This is a genomic window from Vibrio sp. Scap24, assembly GCF_013394185.1.
In the GTDB taxonomy this organism is placed as follows: Bacteria; Pseudomonadota; Gammaproteobacteria; order Enterobacterales; family Vibrionaceae; genus Vibrio; species Vibrio pomeroyi.
Genome location: NZ_CP041333.1, coordinates 950529 through 965537 on the forward strand (window position 1 = coordinate 950529; position 15009 = coordinate 965537).

A 15009-nucleotide genomic window follows, 5' to 3' on the forward strand; every position below is an offset into this window, starting at 1 on the left:
TCTTACGTTGATTTCTGCATCGGTATCGTTTGCGCTATATAGGTACAGATAAACGTTAATTGCGTTTTAAATATACTCTTACAGCGTCTAAGCGATCGTTGTAGGGTCAATGCAGCACGAATTTGTTCCCAAAAGTTCGGGTAAAAAACAGCTCTTACAAATGTTAAAACTATCATTTGCGACAAGCTGAAGTAGCATCTCTTCATCTAACAAGTCGATAACATAGCTCCGATAAAATCAATTTTCAACATAAATTTCCAATAGGAAACAACTTTTCTTGTTTTGCTACAGGGAGCACGCTTTATTTCGGTGTGTGCTCTTTAATCAACAAAGCGCTTCATGCAACAATGACATGAATAGACAGGAAGTAAGGACATAATGAGGGACCTATGTCAGAAGACATTTATGATGAGTACCCATCTTTAACGTTGGCGAAAGAAACGTTAGACCAGAACATAGAACCGCTTAGGCTTGGCCAGCGTATTAAAGATATCCGCGGCAAGCTTGGGATCACGCTAGAAGAAGCAAGTCAAAGAACGGGCTTGGCGCGTTCTACGCTCAGCAAAATCGAGAATGAACAAATCTCGCCAACCTTTCAGGCTATGCAAAAATTAGCGATGGGTTTGCAAATTGATATGCCGCAACTCTTTGAGCCACCAAGGAAAAAAGTCGCGACAGGACGTCGTGACTTAACTAAGGCAGGCCAGGGAAAACCTCACCCGACACCGACTTATGAGCATGAACTGCTTGCGACTGAGCTTTCTAACAAGAAGATGATGCCATTCAAAAGCCGCGTAAGAGCGCGTACTTTTGAAGAATATAATGATTGGGTTCGTCACGATGGTGAAGAGTTCTTAATGATTATCTCCGGTGATGTGATGTTCTACTCAGAATTCTACGAACCTGTGCCAATGAGTGAAGGCGACAGCATGTATTACGACGCCAATATGGGCCACATGTTGATTTCTACTAGTACAGAAGATGCGCTGATTTTGTGGGTCACTGCAAAATAAGTTAACAAAATTAGAATTTCTTATAGTGGATGCAAACGTTTGCTTTTGTTTCTAACGTTTGCCAAATGACGCGATATTGATGTGAAAATCATCAATATCGCGTTTTTGTATGTATCGAATAATTGTTTTTAAATTGTTAAATGTCACATTTTGAGCTGTTTTAATCTTGTTAAGGGTGTAAAACTGACTCAGGCTTGTTTACTATAGTGAACACGGTTTACTCATGTTGATTGAAGTTTACTGAAGTGAATTCTTAAAAAGTGAGTTGTAGAGCTTTTGTACAGCTATCTATTTTTATAACGCTAACTATATAAGCCTATATAAAAGACATCACTTTTTACTATCTACTGTTTCTAATGCTGAGACCTAGCGTTAGAAGCGACTCTAAATAGAGATATAAGCGGCAGATTCGATTTGGAAAGCCTGCAACGCTTCATGGAGAATAAAATGACTCAAGAACACGCTAATCAAGACCTACTAAAAACACCACTGCACGCACTTCACGTTGAAGAAGGCGCAAAGATGGTTCCTTTCGCTGGCTACGACATGCCAGTTCAGTACCCACTAGGTGTAAAGAAAGAGCACTTACACACTCGTGATGCTGCCGGTCTTTTTGATGTTTCTCACATGGGGCAACTTCGTCTACATGGTGCAAATGCAGCTGCTGTCCTAGAATCTTTGGTTCCTGTAGATATTATCGATCTTCCTTCTGGTAAGCAGCGCTACGCGTTCTTTACTAACGAGCAGGGCGGCATTATGGATGACCTGATGGTTGCTAACCTAGGTGATCACCTGTTTGTTGTTGTGAATGCAGCTTGTAAGACACAAGATATCGATCACCTAACGGCACATCTTCCTGCAGACGTAGAAATGGAAGTGATTGATGACCGCGCTCTATTAGCACTTCAAGGCCCTAAAGCATCGGAAGTTCTAGCTCGTTTCCAACCAAGCGTTGCAGACATGCTGTTCATGGACGTTCAAAAAGTGGATATCGATGGCGTTGAATGCATCGTGAGCCGCAGCGGTTACACGGGTGAAGATGGCTACGAGATTTCTGTACCGAACGATCACGCTGAAGCACTAGCGCGTAAGCTAACTGCAGAAGCTGAAGTTGAGTGGATTGGTCTTGGCGCACGTGATTCACTTCGTCTTGAGTGTGGTCTATGTCTATACGGTCACGACCTAGATACAACAACGACTCCAGTAGAAGCTAGCCTTCTATGGGGCATTCAAAAAGTGCGTCGTACTGACGGTGAACGTGCAGGTGGTTTCCCTGGTGCAGATATCATCCTTGAGCAAATCGCAACGAAAGACGTTCAACGCAAGCGTGTTGGTCTAGTGGGCCAAACTAAAGCTCCAGTACGTGAAGGCGCTGAATTGTTCGATGCTGAAGACAACAAGATTGGCGTAGTAACAAGCGGCACGGCTGGTCCTAACGCTGGTAAGCCAGTATCAATGGCTTACGTTCGTACTGATCTTGCGACTATCGGCACCGAAGTATTCGCTGAAGTTCGTGGTAAGAAGCTACCAATGACAGTAGAAAAAATGCCATTCGTACCTCAACGTTACTACCGTGGCTAATCTCCTTTAAGAGAAAGCACCAAGTATAACGAAAGCCTATTGTTGGCCTCTCTATATCGAGGGGATCAACAGTAGGCTTTTTTGTTTATTGCCGCGTATTGATTTGATAAGTGACCATCAAGAACTGTTACTTTGAAATTGGTTTATAAAATGAGAGATGTGGCAATATCGTTACAAATACTTACTATACTGAAGGTTGGGACGTGTTATGGTGGCTATTCATCAATATTGTAAATAAGTAGTAGGGGTTACAAGGAGTTATCTATGAATGTGAATCATACAATGAGTCCAGTTCGTAAAGCCGTTTTAGGGCTTTTAGCGCCATTGATTTATACATCAAGTGTTATGGCGATGGAAAACACGGTCGAAAGTACTCCTGACGTGGGTGTAACACCTTATATTGTGAATGGTAGCGATGCGACAGTCGCTGAGTTTCCTTCGATGGCGAGTCTGTTCATCGATCGAATTGACTATGATGGCGTCTATTCAACGGGGGCTTATTGTGGTGCAACAATTTTAGATCCAACGCACATCTTAACAGCAGCACACTGTATTTACGGTAATGAAGAAGGGCAGTTGTTTACTTCTGTTGTCCCTCAGCTACAAGATACCTCTCAGTTCCCTAACGGTAACATCCAGAAATCTCGTGTGTCTGAGGTGTTTTATCCCGATGATTATTCCAACAGTTTGAATGATTTGTTACGTAATGACGTTGCCATTCTTAAGCTAGAAAGTGCACTAAATATTGATTCAGTTAATGATGTTGTTAAGCGACCGTCAAACGCTAACTATCGAATTGGTGTAAATGAATTTATTGCTGTTGGTCATGGTGATACGGAATCTGACTTTGATGCCACAACGATATTACAGAAAGCGCCACTTAACTACGTGGATAACAGCACTTGTGCTTCAGCCTTTACAGATGGTTCTGCGTTAACTGAAAATCAAATCTGTTTTATTGGTGATTATAGTGTGTTCACTAGGCTATATGGTGGTACATGCCAGGGTGACTCCGGAGGCCCAGTGTATTGGAAGGATGGGGCTGACTACAGACAGGTTGGTATTACCAGTTTTGGCCCTGAAACTTGTGGTGGCGGTAGCATAACTTCGGGCGTGAAAGTGACATCTGTATTCACTGAGATCGTCGACTATGAAGCTTGGATCGATAGCGTTATAGCTGGTACTGAAACTGCCAAGTTTGTTTCAACTGATGCCAAGAGAACGGCTTATGTAAATTCCCGTACATCAACTGGCTCAGGTAGCAGTGGTGGTAGTGTTTCATTTGGTTTGTTAGGTATGCTGATGTTGATTGCTGGCGTTAGAAAAGCAGTTAAACGTTAGAGCTTTCAATATTTTGAACAAGTCGACGCTTTATCTAACGATAGCGTCGACTTTTTGCTTTTGCAGGTTTGTAGATTTACAGTTGTTTAGTTGCTTGTCGAACTAGTTACTCAGCTCGATAACCGCTTTACGGCTGTATCTTTCTAGAATCTCATCCATCTCTTTTATCGCAGCATTGATGCTTTTAATCCCACCTTGCGCTACACCTTTTTCATTTTCGTTCAATGCAGAAAAAGCCTGCTTTAATTCCTTACCTTCCAACATGTTCCCGTGCAGCAACACCTCTTTGTACGTGAGTAGCTTATGTTGTATTGCAATAATTTCTGGGCGGGGATTGTCTGATTCTAATGCGTGACTAATGCAAGGAAATGCCAATGTATAGCGATTCGCAATTTCCAATTTGACGTCTTTCTTATTCGCAATATGCAATTTTTATTATTTCCCAACACTTGAGTCTTCAAGTTTTCTAGCCTTTACGCTCACGACCGAACAAAGCGTGAAAGTTTATGATACGTAACGTTTTTTAATAATTGGATAATATGCCTTTGATGGCGTATGTAAACCGTTGCGAGTCAATATGGTCTGCTTCTTGCTGAATTTAGGTCATAACTGTCTAATGAGGAAAAGCTAATGTCACAAGAGCCCATAGTCATGGCGCTGATTGAGCGCAGAAAGCAAGCTAATTTGTCGCAAGAAAAACTAGCCTCAAGTGCAGGAATGAGCTTAAAGACTTACCAACGTATTGAACGCGGAGAAGCGGACATCAAAATGTCTCAGTACCGTTCGATCACAAGAACTCTGAAAGTGACTGATTTGGATGTCGTGCTTGATATTGTGGGTGCATCGCAAGCGACTGCAGAAGATGTAGCAGCGGTCAGTCGCTTACTGACCAGCGAAGAGAGAATGTTGTTGATTAAACTGATTTTATCGGTCAAAAAACAGAAGTAGTCTGTTTCTAATAACAGAGTTAGAACGGTTGTTTCATGGGTGATACGCTCAATGGGGGGACATGAAACAATCAGTTCACTCTTCCACGTAGCTGTTTGGTGGTACTTCTTTGTTTCTTACTTTCTAAACGTCTTTTCTGAGAGCCACGCGTTGGCTTTGTAGCTCTTCTTACTTTTTGAACCTTTGTCGCTTCCAAGATCAATTCTTTCAAGCGCACTAAAGCGTCATCTCGGTTTTGTTCCTGAGTTCTATACTGTTGCGCCTTAATGATAATCACACCGTCTTTGGTGATGCGGCTATCTTTGTGTGCGAGGAGCTTTTCTTTATAGAAATCAGGTAGGGTAGAGTGCTTGATATCAAAACGTAAATGTATCGCGCTTGATACTTTATTGACGTTTTGACCGCCTGCTCCCTGTGCTCTGATCGCAGTTAACTGAAGTTCCCAGTCCTGAATCGAAACAGAGTTAGATATTTGTAACATAAACATCCATTTTGAACGGTAATATGGGGTCATGATACTGAATATTGGTTATGGTATCAGTAACTTTCTTAAAGAGTGGTAGTAGTGATGAAAATAGATTTAACGGCGTATGAAGGATTAATCTTTGATATGGACGGTACGTTGATCGATACAATGCCTGCTCATGTGAAAGCATGGCAGCAAACAGCAGAAGAGTTTGGTTTTCATTTTGAAGCGTCTTGGTTACACAGTTTAGGTGGAATGCCGAGTTATAAGATAGCGGGCGAAGTGAACAGCAAGTACGGCTTGTCGCTCGACCCACAAGCGGTTTCCACGTTCAAGATGGCGTCATTCGCTGCCATTGAAGACAAAGGTGACGTTATCCCTTGTACGCATTCTCTGTTGTTAGAACATCTCGGAAATAAGAAGATCGCTGTAGGGACAGGCAGTCAACGTAAAAGCGCAGAGCAATTATTAGATAAAACGGACATTCTAAACAAGCTTGATATCTTAGTGACAGCGACCGATGTGAAGAATCACAAGCCAAACCCTGATACTTTCTTAGATGCGTGTTTCGGTATGGGATTGCAACCTAAACAGTGTGTAGTGTTCGAAGATACAAACTTAGGTAAGCAGGCTGCTCATGCGGCAAATATGGACTGTATTCTAGTGGTTGAAGGGAACAAGTTAGAGTTCCACCCAACGCCTAACTGATTGGATATCGATGGAACGTTCGCCTACTGATTAGACTCGCCTAGTAGTCACATTCGCCTAGTTTTCACATTCGAGCTAGGCGATTTCGCTCATCTCACTGTCTAGGAACAGGCACACGCTGTCACGGCCTGCGGCTTTCGCTTCGTATAGCGCTAGATCGGCACATTTGTAGTTAAGGGCAGGATCGCTCGTCAGGTTAGTAATACCAGCACTGACGGTAACGATGTTGTCTAACTCAAGGCTAACGGCAATTCGAAGTCTATTAAGCACGTATTCGGCTTCTTCTGTTGTTGTGTGTGGCAGAACGACACCAAACTCTTCACCACCAATACGAGCCACAAAATCGGTTTCTCGGCATTCACGTTGCAATACCTGAGCGACGGTTTGAATCACGCGATCACCATAGTCGTGACCGAACCTGTCGTTAATGCGTTTGAAGTGGTCGATATCTAAGATAGCCAAACAAGATTGTTCACGGGTAGGGTAACGGTTTACACGAGAACATTCGTCGCGAAGTTCAAGATCGAACTTACGTCGGTTCCAACAACCGGCTAACGCGTCTTTTTCACTGAGGTTTCTTAGCTTGTTTTCGAGTTCCTTATGCTTACTGATATCGACAAATGATGCGACATAAAATTGAATCACGTCTTTTGAGTCTTTGATGGTTTGGATTCGGAGTATCTCCGTGATCAATGACCCGTCTTTACGTCGGTTAACGACTTCGCCTTCCCACATGCCTTGTTTCTTGATGATGCTCCACATCTTAATGTAGAACTCTTGATTGTAGCGGCCAGATGCAAACATCGATGGCTGGCGGCCTTTAACGTCTTCTAGGTCGTAGCCACTGACTCGGGTAAATTCTTGATTTACTTTGATGATGCGGTTGTTTCTGTCAGTGATAACAAGGGCAGACATGCCGTTCATTGCCGCTTTGGCTAACTGGCTTTCAATACTGTTTTTCTTGTGGTTTTGATTCCAAAGCACAAAGCCTGCCGAAATCATCGAGATTAAAATCGTTAGGGTCACTATCTGGACAAAGATCGCGTGGTTTTCACGCTGGTATTGGCTATTGAACTGTTGATTTTCAATATGAAGAACCATGTAGATTGGGCCTTCGAACTGTTTTATCTTCGGGCTGATATCAGAGTGGAAATACCAGTTCTTGCCATCAAAATAGCTCGAAGATGTCTTGTCTTGAATCGCTGTCCAAAGCTCTGGGTATAACTTTGCGTAAGTCTGTTCTGAACGTGACTCAATTACATGTCCGAAAGATTCCGCAGGATCCGGCCCCATAATGATGTGTCCGGTTTTGTTGAGAATAATCGGAACAGCAGACGATGCGCCAATTTGGTAGTGAAGGCGCTTGTAGATCTCAAGCATATTCAGGTTTGCGATGAAGTAACCAATGATGCGGTTGTTTTCAGCGACAGGCGTCATAATTCGAAGCGCTGGAATCAAAGGGCGAACGATTTCTCCATTTTCAACTTCTAGGTCAATGCCGCGAGAGCTCACCTCACCAATCTTTAGTTCTTGTAGCGCCCTGTAATAATCACGAGAAGATTTGTTCTGCAGTTCGTTATCTGGGACTACGATTGCTTTTCCGTCTTTGTAGTTAACACGGAATACTTCGTTGCCCTTTATATCGAGGTAGCGTAACTGAGAATAGTACTTTTGGCCTCGAGCAAGCATCACCCAGAGATCTTGCAGTGTTTCTTTATGGATAGTTGACGGTTCGTTGATTGCGCGGAGGAGGGTTTGCGAATCTGCAATAGAGGGAACCGAGTTTGAGATTTGCTCAACAATCACAGCGAGCTCGTGAAAGCTGTATTCGATTTGGTTTTGACTAGACTGTTTGATATTCAGCGTGTGCTGAGCTTCAACTCTGTCGAATTCAGAGTTGATATAGAGGGCAGGGACTAATCCTAGGGCAAATATGGTGCACAGAAATTGGCTGACTAGTTTCTTTATACTCGTATTCATCACTGTCCTCAAAGAATCAGCGCAATACTATATATTTTATAGGGTTTTTAATGTGATCTTCACCCAGAACTTAAAACAAGATTTGCATATTATTAAGGTTTTACTGCAACTTTTTGCAATTAAGCTTGCTTATTGAGCATCTGTATAACTAAGAATCATCACCCAAATAATGCCTACTCATGCCAGTATTTTTCGTTATGTCATAAGTAGGCGAGTGGTGAATTATGTTTAAAGGCTTGTAATCATTAACTTAACCCGATGATATTCCCTTTGTCATCGATGTCTAGTGACATAAACGCAGGTTTATCAGGTAAGCCTGGCATGGTCATGACATTGCCGCATAAAGCGTAAATAAAACCTGCACCTGCACACAGTTTTAGCTCTCTAACCGGAACGTCAAACTGTGTTGGAGCACCTTTTACATGTGCTTCAGTTGAGATAGATAACGGCGTTTTTGCTAAACACACCGATAGGTTTGAGTAACCATGTCGTTTGAACTCAGCGAGTTGTTCTTTTGCTACAGGTGACAGTGAGATGCTCGCTGCGCCATAACCAACTTCAGCGACCGTCATCAGCTTCTCTTCTAAGCTTTGCTCTGATTGATACAACGGCTTAAATTCACTCTCAACTTGGCAAGCCTTGACTACTGCATTTGCTAAGTTAATCGCGCCTTCGCCACCTTGACCAAACGCTTCACTGACTTCAACACTCACGCTTGAATCGAAATCGGTGATCATCTGCTTTAATGCTTCGAGTTCTTGGTCAGAATCTTGTGGGAATCGGTTGATAGCAACGACGGTTGGCACTTGGTATTGCTTAACGTTATTGATGTGCCATTTGAGGTTTTCAAAACCGGCAACGAGTGCATCTTGGTCATCACTAAAGATAGAGTCTGGTAGTGGGGTGCCCGGTCTTAAATCGTATAAACCTGAGTTGGCTTTTAATCCGCGTAGCGTCGCAACAACAACGGCACAGTCAGGCTTTTTGTTGGATGCCTTAACCTTGATGTTACACGCTTTCTCAAAACCCATGTCTGAGCCGAAACCACCTTCGGTTACCACAAAATCACTCAGTTTTAAGGCAATCTTGTCGGCAATGATTGAAGAGTTGCCGTGTGCAATGTTCGCAAATGGCCCTGCGTGAATAAGTGTCGGAACACCCTCAAGGGTTTGCATTAACGTTGGCTCAATAGAGTCCTTCAATGTTACAGTCATAGCGCCAGCAACGTTGAAGTCAGCTGCGGTTAATGGCAAACCTTTATGGTTATAGGCGAGCACGACACGTCCAATGCGTTTACGTAAGTCTTGTAAGTCGTCAGCCAGTGCAAGAATTGCCATCAGCTCTGAGGCGGCTGAGATATCAAATCCGTCTTCGCGTTCAAAGCCATTAATTGTTTTGTTCGCTTCATTCTTGCCTACAGTGATCATGCGCAGTGCGCGGTCATTGTGGTCGAGTACACGTCGCCACACGATTCTGCTTGGGTCAATATCCAAGGCTTTTAAGCCAGAACGCGCTTCAAACGCCTCTAAGCCTTCCCGCTGTTCATGATACAAACGTGCATCAATTGCTGCAGACGCCAGGTTATGAGCGGCTGTTACGGCATGAATATCACCAGTCAGGTGAAGGTTCAATTGATCCATAGGAGCAACTTGAGAATAGCCACCACCAGCTGCGCCACCTTTAACGCCAAATACAGGGCCCATTGAAGGCTGACGAATACACGCCATCGCTGATTGGTTAATTTTGGCAAGACCTTGAGCGAGCCCAATGGTGGTCACTGTTTTACCTTCACCAAGTGGTGTGGGTGTAATTGCCGTTACTACGACCAATTTACCATCTTGTTGGTTAGCGAGGCGTTCTAGTGCCGTTAGAGACACTTTAGATTTGAATTCGCCTAATGGCTGGTGTTCGTCGTGTTGCAGGCCAGCTTGTTTGGCAACCTCACTGATGTTTTTAAGGGGAGTAGAGCGACAAATATCAATATCAGACAGCATATTTGATCCTTATATCAGAACCGAAAGGTGGTACGTAAACGTTTGCGTGGCGATACTACTGCATAAATTTGCCAAGTAAAGGCAAACCACACGAATTATGTGCTGGAAGATAACAGATCTAAAGAGTCATTGCGCGAGATCAAATCTTAAACGGGCAAAATATTTGATTCGATTACCTTCGATTGTGATTGCATTGGTGGTTGATACAAAAAGGGCTGCATATAGCAGCCCTTAAAGGATTCGTAATTAAACTTAGACGTCGTCTAAAAGATTAACGGTCCCAGTATGTTTCTTCTAAGCTATCTTCGCGTTCTGGCAATGCACGAGAAAGGCGAGGAGAGTGCTGAGTCAGTACTTCGTAGCTTACTCGGTTTGCGTATTTACAAATTTGAGACAGTGACGAGTACGTTAGACAAGCGTGTTCGTGCTTCTCAGAGTTTGGTACGTTCACGTGGTGGTAGCTGTTCGCTGCCATGTCGTGCAGTAAAGCAGATAGCGCGCCATCGCCAGCACCGTTGGTGTTCTTAATCTCAAGTGGACCACCTAGGTAAGGGCCAATGTGAGAGTACACTTTCACTGGGTTTTGGCAGTCTTGTTTGCGCATTGCACGGCTGAACTCATACTTGTTGAATTCTGGGATGTTACCCGGCAATAGTGGCAGCGTTGTTTCACGCTTCGCTAGCTCGTCTGTGTAACCTGCCATGTAAAGGCCAATTGGACCTGCAGTACATAGTACTAGGTCAACCCACTCAAGCGCTTTGTTCGCTGCTAGTAATGGATCTTTCTCGCCTGTTAACGCTTCACCTTCGTCTTCGTTCATCGCAACGATGGTTACGTTTTCTTTCAGGTATTCTTGCCACCATTCAGCGTTACCTTCGATCACATACTTAGTACCAAGCGTCAGTACAACAGGCACATTGTGCGCTTTCGCGTATTCAATCGCTTTTTGTACTGCTTTTGGCATTGGATCTTCAGTCTTGCCACGCATTAGGTATGAAGACACAACTAGCGCAGATGCTTTCTCGAAAATCTTTTCAGGAATGCTTTCAGGAAGTAGTTGGTTCATGTGTCCTTCGTTGATCGCAAACGTACGCTCGCCATCTTCGGTAATCAGCGTGTAACAACGACCAATTGGACCATCAACAGTTTGTAGGTGGTTTAAGTTCATACGAGAAGAAGTGCGGCAAAGGTAACGGTAACCGAACGAGCCCACTTCAATTTTCTTAGACATAACGCCAAGCAGTACAGATTTGCTGTCTGCAAGTACGGAATAGTTGTGCAGGGTGTTACCGATAGTGTCGCCAGGGTATTGATGCGTGATCAAACCGCGCTCAACTAGCTCTTCATACAACGCATCTGCTTTACTTTCTTCCAATACAAGCGAGTGACCTTTACTTAGCTCGTATTTTTCTAGGAACGCGCTGTCAACACGGGCTTCGATATCAACAATAGTTTGACCCACACCAACAATAGTTGCGCGGTGAAGCTTAGGTGTTTGTTGAATTTGGTTGACCAACGGATCACGTGCGTGAGTTGGAAAGTAGTGCTTAGATTTACGCTGTCCAGGAAACTTCATATGAAAAATACAGTGAAAAAATTTTGCCGCATGATATCACATTTTGTTTCTGTTTCTTTCATTTTTATTACATTTTGAATCACCTGCACAATGTCTGTACAGGTGATTCGTCTTGTTGCTCGCTGAGACTACTCGGTTGGCTGGACTAACGTCGCTGGATCAACGTAAGCCTCTGTACCCCATAGTGGAACAGTTGAAAGGCTGTGTTTGAAGCTGCCTTCTGTTTCTTTGGTAGTGTAAGACAAATAAAGCAGTGATTGATTCTCTGCATCGTAGATACGGCGAACCTTCATTGTCTTGAAGAAGATACTTTTCGATTTCTTGAATACCACTTCACCTGACTTGCTCTTATCGATCGTAGCAATCATTTCTGGCGTGATTTCGCCAGTTTGACGACAAGAGATAGAGCTATCGCTTGGATCAGAAAGGCTAAGGTTCGCTTCGATGGATGCGATATGACAAGTCACACCTGCAATCTTATCGTCATCAAGAGAAGACATTTTGATGTCCTTCATTGTGAAGAAACCCAGTGAGACGTCGCCAACCTCGTTGTCCGAACAGCCAGCTAACATTGTGATGATACCTGCTGCTATTAAGGCTTTTTTCATAAGAAGTCCTTTTTATTTATATAGTTCTGTTTACTATAAGGATATTGAAAGCATGAATACGAGTGTAGAGCTTTTCGTTAAGTTCTTAAAGGATGTTGTTGGATAATGAAAAATATGAAGCATTTAAAGTACTTGTTGGCCTTGGTCATGCTCTGTATGCTCTCTGCTTGTAGCTCGGCACCTCAGCCGACCATATGTCTTCCAAATAACTGTGATATTTGGGGATACTAACTGTAGGTACTAAAAGAATGAATAACGAAATACCTGAAATTGCACATAATAAAAACCAATGGCTATTTAGCCAGCTCGATATTGCTTACCCCGCAAAAGAGAGCCTTCTCGGTTTGGATATCTATAAAAAACAACTCTCCCAAAAGACTTACCAACTTCTTCCGCAAGACCAAACTCCCACTCAAATTGACGAACTGCATAAAGTTGATTTCCATAAGCTGACCGTACTTTTCTCATTGAACCAAGCAAGTGCTTATCAAGATGAAGCTGAAAGGGCGAATATCTTGGAGTTCTTAAGCCAGATTATGTTATCGGATGACCATGAGCTTTATGTCGGTACAAAAAACGGCGATGTTGTCGCAAGCGCGGTAGTGACAGCAACGGATGAAGAGCTATTGATATCGGATGTTGTTAACCAAGACGATCAAAACATTGTCGGCTTTGCTAAACAGTTACATGATTTTTGGGCACAAGATCAAGTTTCCACCCATAAAGTATGGTTCGAGAACTAAAGATTCTTTGAGAAAGCGTTAATCTGAGTACAATACACCGTCTTTTAAAAAGGGTTCGGTATGTACAAGCTATTGATCTCAATCGCTGTATTGTGTGTTAGCGCTTTTTCTCCTGCGATTTATGCTAACGACTGGGATATCAAGCAAATCCTAGTTTTACACTCCTACGAACCTTCCTATCAATGGACCGCGGATTTCCAAAAGGGCATCGACAGCGCGTTCGAACACTCTCAATCTGAAGTAAAGCTTTCAATCGAGTATTTAGATACCAAGCGTATCCATAGTCCTGAATACTACGAGTCTCTCGCTAACTACTTACAAGCAAAATACGCTGGTTATGAATTTGATGGTGTAATTGCGACTGATGATAACGCCGCCAATTTCCTAGAATCACTGAGCACATTGATTGATCGTTCTACACCTGTTGTTGCGGCGGGTATCAACGACATTAGCACTGACATGTATGCAGTGACCGATAGAGCAACCGTGCTTTACGAGAATGACCACATCGATATTAATATTGAACTGATTTCTCAGCTAAGACCAAACATTAAGAACTTGTACTTTGTAAATGATTACAGTGTCACGTCTCGGTTGATTCGAAAAGAAGTCTATAAAGTGATGGCAGACTTTCCAGAGATCAATCTGGTCGAAGTCAGTAATCAAACGCTTGAGCAAGCGAGTCACTTTTTACAAAACATCTCAGCTGATGATGCCGTGTTACTCAGTCACTACAACACTGAGCTGACTCAAGGTGTTTATCATTCTTATAAAGAAGTCGCCGAAACTTTATCAGCATCAAGTGCAGCACCTGTGTTTGCGCTTTGGCAGTTTAATATCCTAGGCGATGTGCTTGGCGGTTATGTTAATCATTCACAGAGTATGGGGGAAGAGGCGGTTGATGCGTTAGATAAGTACATACCACTGAACTTCGATACTCCGCTTGTCCCGGGTGACAATATTCGCTTTGTCTTCAACTACGCAGCTTTGGAAAAGTTTGGCATCAGTGAGAGCGCTCTTCCTGAAGAGTCGGTTGTCGTTAATGAGCCGTCTTCTTTTATCCGCAAGAACTTTCAACTGTTAATGGGTTTGACCATGGTCATTGCCGGATTAAGCCTAATTATCCTGATGCAGTTTGTTACCTTGCGCCAGAAGAAAGAGTTGGCGAAGAAAAACAAACGAATCCTCGCTTTGCAGAAGCAAACACTGAACGTTCAGAAAGACATGATTCATGTACTGGGTGAAGCCATTGAAACACGCTCTGGAGAGACAGGGAACCATGTTAAGCGCGTTGCAAAGCTGTCAGCACTGTTGGCGAAGCATAGTGGTTTGAGCCACAGAGAAGTCGAGATGATAGAGATCATCAGCCCAATGCACGATGTGGGTAAGATCTCGGTGCCGGAATCTATTCTCGATAAGCCAGGTAAGTTAACTGAACAAGAGTGGGAGGTGATGAAACTTCACACCACCGCAGGTTACAACTTATTGAAAAGTGGCGCTGGCGACATTACTAACCTTGCTGCAATCATCGCTAATGAACACCATGAACGTTGGGATGGCGCTGGTTATCCGAATGGCAAAGTAGGTGAGGAGATTCACCTGTTTGCGCGTATTACTGCGGTCGCGGATGTGTTTGATGCGTTACTGAGTGCACGTTGCTACAAAGAGCCATGGTCATTAGAGATGGTTGTCGATTTGTTTGAGCGAGAGTGCGGTTATCAATTTGATCCTCAGGTGACTAAGCTGCTGTTAAAACACTTACCAGAATTCGTCGCGATCCGCGATACTTACCCTGACAGTGGTACATTTGAGGCTTCAAGCTTAGAGAACCTCACGACTAAAAAGAGCGAACCTAAAGCCATTGAAGAGTTGGCTGTTAATTAGATGTTGAAGCTACTTAACGCATGGTTTCTCTCAGCCTTGTAGAAATTAGCCCGCGTAAATTTATATTTTTAACTGTTCGTTCGCGGTTTTTGTAAACCAAGCAGTGTTTGGTGCTGCTCATTCATCACCAATTCGGTGAAAACTGTTGCTTATCTTGAACCATAAGG

General features: G+C 43.3%; 13 protein-coding genes. 7 read left to right on the top strand and 6 right to left on the bottom strand.

Translation table 11 applies throughout. The features are described from left to right. The first annotated feature begins 389 nt into the window (after positions 1 to 389). The 3 genes from FLM53_RS19695 to FLM53_RS19705 all read left to right on the top strand — a co-directional run bounded on the left by FLM53_RS19695 (position 390) and on the right by FLM53_RS19705 (position 3935). Positions 390 to 1013 carry a helix-turn-helix domain-containing protein gene (locus FLM53_RS19695; RefSeq protein ID WP_017064652.1) on the top strand — a complete coding sequence of 208 codons (624 nt, stop codon included), beginning with the start codon at positions 390 to 392 and terminating at the stop codon, positions 1011 to 1013. A 447-nt stretch (positions 1014 to 1460) separates the two neighbouring features. Next, positions 1461 to 2594: a glycine cleavage system aminomethyltransferase GcvT gene (gene gcvT, locus FLM53_RS19700; protein ID WP_176679738.1), complete on the top strand. Its 1134-nt coding sequence runs from the start codon at positions 1461 to 1463 to the stop codon at positions 2592 to 2594. 264 nt (positions 2595 to 2858) lie between these two features. Beyond that, positions 2859 to 3935 (top strand): trypsin-like serine protease, encoded by a 1077-nt coding sequence (locus FLM53_RS19705; RefSeq protein WP_176679737.1) that lies wholly within the window; start codon positions 2859 to 2861, stop codon positions 3933 to 3935. Positions 3936 to 4037: 102 nt separating this feature from the next. On the opposite strand, the gene FLM53_RS19710 is transcribed toward FLM53_RS19705, so the two are convergent. Next, on the bottom strand, positions 4038 to 4364 hold the full coding sequence (locus FLM53_RS19710) for a hypothetical protein (RefSeq protein WP_029236416.1): 327 nt from the start codon (positions 4362 to 4364) through the stop codon (positions 4038 to 4040). Between the two features lie 201 nt (positions 4365 to 4565). Between FLM53_RS19710 and FLM53_RS19715 the strand changes: the two genes are divergently transcribed. Continuing rightward, positions 4566 to 4883: a helix-turn-helix transcriptional regulator gene (locus FLM53_RS19715; RefSeq protein WP_017630398.1), complete on the top strand. Its 318-nt coding sequence runs from the start codon at positions 4566 to 4568 to the stop codon at positions 4881 to 4883. 70 nt (positions 4884 to 4953) lie between these two features. Here FLM53_RS19715 and arfB read toward each other — a convergent pair whose 3' ends face one another. Next, positions 4954 to 5364, bottom strand: coding sequence for an alternative ribosome rescue aminoacyl-tRNA hydrolase ArfB (gene arfB, locus FLM53_RS19720; RefSeq protein WP_017630397.1), 411 nt, complete (start codon positions 5362 to 5364; stop codon positions 4954 to 4956). An 87-nt stretch (positions 5365 to 5451) separates the two neighbouring features. Here arfB and FLM53_RS19725 point away from each other — a divergent pair, with 87 nt between their 5' ends. Then, complete coding sequence (locus FLM53_RS19725; protein ID WP_176679736.1) at positions 5452 to 6057, top strand: beta-phosphoglucomutase family hydrolase; 606 nt, start codon at positions 5452 to 5454, stop codon at positions 6055 to 6057. Positions 6058 to 6132: 75 nt separating this feature from the next. Here the strand turns inward: FLM53_RS19725 and FLM53_RS19730 are convergent, their stop codons facing one another. The 4 genes from FLM53_RS19730 to FLM53_RS19745 all read right to left on the bottom strand — a co-directional run bounded on the left by FLM53_RS19730 (position 6133) and on the right by FLM53_RS19745 (position 12215). Continuing rightward, positions 6133 to 8037 (bottom strand): diguanylate cyclase, encoded by a 1905-nt coding sequence (locus tag FLM53_RS19730; protein WP_176679735.1) that lies wholly within the window; start codon positions 8035 to 8037, stop codon positions 6133 to 6135. Between the two features lie 245 nt (positions 8038 to 8282). After that, positions 8283 to 10031, bottom strand: a complete 1749-nt coding sequence (locus FLM53_RS19735; RefSeq protein ID WP_176679734.1) for a formate--tetrahydrofolate ligase — start codon at positions 10029 to 10031, stop codon at positions 8283 to 8285. 271 nt (positions 10032 to 10302) lie between these two features. Beyond that, a complete protein-coding gene (locus FLM53_RS19740; RefSeq protein ID WP_176679733.1) occupies positions 10303 to 11607 on the bottom strand; it encodes an inosine/guanosine kinase in 1305 nt (434 codons plus the stop codon). A 128-nt stretch (positions 11608 to 11735) separates the two neighbouring features. Further along, positions 11736 to 12215: a CreA family protein gene (locus FLM53_RS19745; RefSeq protein ID WP_176679732.1), complete on the bottom strand. Its 480-nt coding sequence runs from the start codon at positions 12213 to 12215 to the stop codon at positions 11736 to 11738. Positions 12216 to 12463: 248 nt separating this feature from the next. Here FLM53_RS19745 and FLM53_RS19750 point away from each other — a divergent pair, with 248 nt between their 5' ends. Both FLM53_RS19750 and FLM53_RS19755 read left to right on the top strand, forming a co-directional pair. Continuing rightward, positions 12464 to 12958 carry a hypothetical protein gene (locus tag FLM53_RS19750; RefSeq protein ID WP_176679731.1) on the top strand — a complete coding sequence of 165 codons (495 nt, stop codon included), beginning with the start codon at positions 12464 to 12466 and terminating at the stop codon, positions 12956 to 12958. Positions 12959 to 13018: 60 nt separating this feature from the next. Then, positions 13019 to 14842: an HD domain-containing phosphohydrolase gene (locus FLM53_RS19755; RefSeq protein WP_176679730.1), complete on the top strand. Its 1824-nt coding sequence runs from the start codon at positions 13019 to 13021 to the stop codon at positions 14840 to 14842. Positions 14843 to 15009: the final 167 nt, after the last annotated feature.

What these genes read in the sequence shown, in the direction of transcription:
- FLM53_RS19725 (WP_176679736.1), top strand. Translation starts at nt 5,452, where the DNA reads ATGAAAATAGATTTAACGGCGTATGAAGGATTAATCTTTGATATGGAC.
- FLM53_RS19740 (WP_176679733.1), bottom strand. Translation starts at nt 11,607, where the DNA reads ATGAAGTTTCCTGGACAGCGTAAATCTAAGCACTACTTTCCAACTCAC.
- FLM53_RS19735 (WP_176679734.1), bottom strand. Translation starts at nt 10,031, where the DNA reads ATGCTGTCTGATATTGATATTTGTCGCTCTACTCCCCTTAAAAACATC.
- FLM53_RS19695 (WP_017064652.1), top strand. Translation starts at nt 390, where the DNA reads ATGTCAGAAGACATTTATGATGAGTACCCATCTTTAACGTTGGCGAAA.
- FLM53_RS19755 (WP_176679730.1), top strand. Translation starts at nt 13,019, where the DNA reads ATGTACAAGCTATTGATCTCAATCGCTGTATTGTGTGTTAGCGCTTTT.
- FLM53_RS19715 (WP_017630398.1), top strand. Translation starts at nt 4,566, where the DNA reads ATGTCACAAGAGCCCATAGTCATGGCGCTGATTGAGCGCAGAAAGCAA.
- FLM53_RS19705 (WP_176679737.1), top strand. Translation starts at nt 2,859, where the DNA reads ATGAATGTGAATCATACAATGAGTCCAGTTCGTAAAGCCGTTTTAGGG.
- FLM53_RS19730 (WP_176679735.1), bottom strand. Translation starts at nt 8,037, where the DNA reads ATGAATACGAGTATAAAGAAACTAGTCAGCCAATTTCTGTGCACCATA.
- FLM53_RS19745 (WP_176679732.1), bottom strand. Translation starts at nt 12,215, where the DNA reads ATGAAAAAAGCCTTAATAGCAGCAGGTATCATCACAATGTTAGCTGGC.
- FLM53_RS19750 (WP_176679731.1), top strand. Translation starts at nt 12,464, where the DNA reads ATGAATAACGAAATACCTGAAATTGCACATAATAAAAACCAATGGCTA.
- arfB (WP_017630397.1), bottom strand. Translation starts at nt 5,364, where the DNA reads ATGTTACAAATATCTAACTCTGTTTCGATTCAGGACTGGGAACTTCAG.
- gcvT (WP_176679738.1), top strand. Translation starts at nt 1,461, where the DNA reads ATGACTCAAGAACACGCTAATCAAGACCTACTAAAAACACCACTGCAC.